Source organism: Streptomyces sp. DvalAA-14 (genome assembly GCF_900091855.1).
In the GTDB taxonomy this organism is placed as follows: domain Bacteria; phylum Actinomycetota; class Actinomycetes; order Streptomycetales; family Streptomycetaceae; genus Actinacidiphila.
Window position 1 is genome coordinate 1 of the sequence record NZ_FMCH01000417.1, and the last position, 3,116, is coordinate 3,116.

A 3,116-nucleotide genomic window follows, 5' to 3' on the forward strand; every position below is an offset into this window, starting at 1 on the left:
CCCGGTGTGCGGATCGGTGTCGGTGATCTCGGCGAGGACCCGCAGCACCCGGTGGGCGTGCGGCCAGGCCCGCAGCCGGGCCGCGCCGTCGGTGTCGGAGAAGACGCCCGCCTCGACGCCGATGCCGGCCGTCAGCAGCGCCTCGGCGACCCCGGCCGCGCCGGGTTCGTGCCAGTTCACCGAGGCGTGGTCGGGCGGCACCGACCAGGAGGCCACCAGGGCGGCGCGGCGCCGCGGATCGGGTTCGGTCCAGGCCCCGGTCGTCACGCCGACGGGGATGCCGGGCGCGCTGGCCCGTACCGCGGCCACGGCCGCGTCGACGAAGACCGGCTCCATGGTGTCGGCGCCGTGGTCGTCCTTGGGATGGAGGTGGATGTCCCGGGCGCCGGCGGCCACCGATCGCGCGGCGGCGTCGCCGAGTTCCGGGGGCGTCACCGGAAGCCGTTCGCAGTCCGAGCGGGTCCGGGCGCCGTTGAGGCATACCTGCAGCATGGCTGTGATCATGGCAGCCGCCGCGGGTGCCGGATGTTCAGGAGTCGGTGTCGCCGCGCAGGCCGTCCGCCGTTCGGTGTGCCGGCCGGGTCTGTCCGTGCGGTTCGGCTGCCGGACGCTCACGCTGCGGGCCGCCCTCACCGGGCAGGCCCGGAACCTCCACCACGGGCGGCAGATCGCGTATCAGATGCAGAGCTCTGTAGTCCGTCATGACCTTCGTCTTTCCCGCTTGTCGCGATTCACCCGGAGGAGCGGCAAGAAGCCGGGATTCGTCCAAACATCCGGATGCGGGAGGTTTTCAACTGGGGGGAAACGGGGCCCAGTAGGTTGACGTACCGGTGGTAACCGTCGAATTCGCGCCAGGGGCGGGAGCGCGGGTTCTGCCGTCCCCGGGCCGCCGGCCGCTCAGCCGGCCTGGGGCCGGGTCGCGTCAGGCCTGCTCGCGTGCGCGGTCCAGCACGTCGTATCCCACGAAGGTGAACATCCGTTCCCCCGCTGGCAGCGGCTCCGGGCTGCCGGTGAAGCGGTGCACGCCGACGCCCTGCGGCGTGTCGGGGTCGTTCAGCCAGACCCGGGCGAAACCGCGCTCCTCCAGCAGGCGGCAGATCCACGGAAAGCGGTCGGGCCGCTTGCGGTTGCGGGTCCATATGAGCGTGCCGCCGCTCATACAGAGCCGGGCGCAGTAGCCGGTCACGCGTTCGATGTCCGCGTCGGTGATGTTGCCGAACAGGCCGCAGACCAGTACGAGATCGGCCGGCGCCGCATCGGCGTACCGGTCGGTGAGCCCGGCGTCGCCGGTCACCGCCTCGATCCCCGTCAGGCCGAGCGCCGCCGCGCGCCGGCCGGCCTCGGCCACATTGCGCGGGTCCAGTTCCACCAGGCGCGCGGTGACGTCGTGGCGCCGGGGGTGCCCGGCCAGGGCGCCCAGCAGATCGCGGCCCTGGCCGGCGCACAGGCTCAGGGCGCGGACCGGGCCGGGCGGACGCTCGTCCAGGTCCAGGGCGATGCGCTGCTGGACGGTGCGCAGCCGCCGCACGAGAGCGGAGTCGGGGGAGTCGTAGGCGCGGTGCCAGGTGTGCCAGTCCACGCCCGGCAGCGTAGGGTCCCCGCGCACCCGGCACACCTGGTTTTCCGGGCGTGCCGACGGTGGTGACGCGGGCCGCCTCGGCCGGGCGGTTCGGCCCGCTGGCTCAGCCCGCCGGTTCAGCCGTCCATCCGGTCGATCTGCCGGATCTTGTTGGTGACGTCGAGCGCCGCGATCTTGTACGACTCGGCCAGCGTCGGGTAGTTGAAGACCGCGTCGACCAGGTAGTCCACCGTGCCGCCGCAGCCCATCACGGCGTGGCCGATGTGGATCAGCTCGGTCGCGCCGGTGCCGAAGCAGTGCACTCCGAGCAGCTTGCGGTCGGTGGGCGAGACCAGCAGCTTCAGCATGCCGTGCGCGTCGCCGATGATCTGGCCCCTGGCCAGTTCGCGGTAGCGGGACACGCCCACCTCGAACGGGATCATCTCATCGGTCAACTGGTCCTCGGTGCGACCGATGAAGCTGATCTCAGGAATGGTGTAGATACCGATCGGCTGGAGGTCCTGCAGGCCCCCCACCGGCTCGCCGAAGGCGTGGTAGGCGGCGACCCGGCCCTGCTCCATGGAGGTGGCCGCCAGCGCCGGGAAGCCGATGACGTCACCGACGGCATAAATGTGCGGCACGGCGGTCCGGTAGTTCCCGTCCACCGATATCCGGCCGCGCTTGTCCGCGTCGAGGCCGGCCTTGTCCAGGCCGAGGCCCTCGGTCAGGCCCTGCCGCCCGGCGGAGTACATCACCGCGTCGGCGGCGATCTTCTTCCCGCTGGCCAGTACGGTCAACGTGCCCCGGGCGTGCCGTTCGACCGCGGCGACGGTCTCGCCGAAGCGGAAGGTCACCGCCAGGTCCCGCAGGTGGTACTTGAGGGCCTCCACCACCTCCGCGTCGCAGAAGTCCAGCATCCCCTCGCGCTGCTCGACCACCGTCACCTTGCTGCCCAGGGCGGCGAACATGGACGCGTACTCCATGCCGATCACCCCGGCGCCCACGATCACCATCGAGCGCGGCACCCGCTCCATGTTGAGCACGCTGTCGGAGTCCATCACCGTGACGTCGTCGAAGGCGACGCTGGCCGGGCGGGCCGGGCGGGTGCCGGTGGCTATCACGATGTGCTCGGCCGTCACCAGCCGGTCGCTCCCGGAGGCGCCCCGCACCGCGACCGTGTGCTCGTCCATGAACCGCCCGGTGCCCGGCAGGATCGCCACTTGGTTCCGGGACAGCTGGCTGCGGACCACATCGATCTCGCGGGTCACCACGTGCTGGGTGCGCGCGGTCAGGTCGGCGACGGTGATGTCCTCCTTGAGCCGGTAGCTCTGGCCGTACAGGCCGCGCTGATTGAGCCCGGTGAGGTAGAGCACCGCCTCGCGCAGTGTCTTTGACGGGATGGTGCCGGTGTGCAGCGACACCCCGCCCAACCGGTCGGGGAGGTCGACGATCGCCGCCCGCCGACCGAGTTTCGCCGTGGCGATGGCGGCCTTCTGGCCGCCGGGACCGGAACCGATGACAAGCATGTCGAAGTCGGGCACGAAGGGAAGTGTGGCAT

4 protein-coding genes are annotated in these 3,116 nt (G+C 71.6%); all 4 read right to left on the reverse strand.

Features of this window, described 5'->3' with window-relative positions; genetic code table 11:
* Positions 1–492 (reverse strand): 3-keto-5-aminohexanoate cleavage protein (locus tag GA0115240_RS22215; RefSeq protein ID WP_176725140.1); only part of this gene is annotated, 492 nt, incomplete at its 3' end.
* Between the two features lie 37 nt (positions 493–529).
* Positions 530–703 (reverse strand): hypothetical protein, encoded by a 174-nt coding sequence (locus GA0115240_RS37120; RefSeq protein ID WP_161302374.1) that lies wholly within the window; start codon positions 701–703, stop codon positions 530–532.
* Positions 704–922: 219 nt separating this feature from the next.
* A complete protein-coding gene (locus tag GA0115240_RS22220) occupies positions 923–1,579 on the reverse strand; it encodes a class I SAM-dependent methyltransferase family protein (RefSeq protein ID WP_093738906.1) in 657 nt (218 codons plus the stop codon).
* A 116-nt stretch (positions 1,580–1,695) separates the two neighbouring features.
* On the reverse strand, positions 1,696–3,099 hold the full coding sequence (gene sthA, locus GA0115240_RS22225) for a Si-specific NAD(P)(+) transhydrogenase (protein WP_093738908.1): 1,404 nt from the start codon (positions 3,097–3,099) through the stop codon (positions 1,696–1,698).
* Positions 3,100–3,116: the final 17 nt, after the last annotated feature.

Bases quoted from the DNA above. Each gene is read 5' to 3' on its own strand.
- GA0115240_RS37120 (WP_161302374.1), bottom strand. From the start codon at position 703: ATGACGGACTACAGAGCTCTGCATCTGATACGCGATCTGCCGCCCGTG.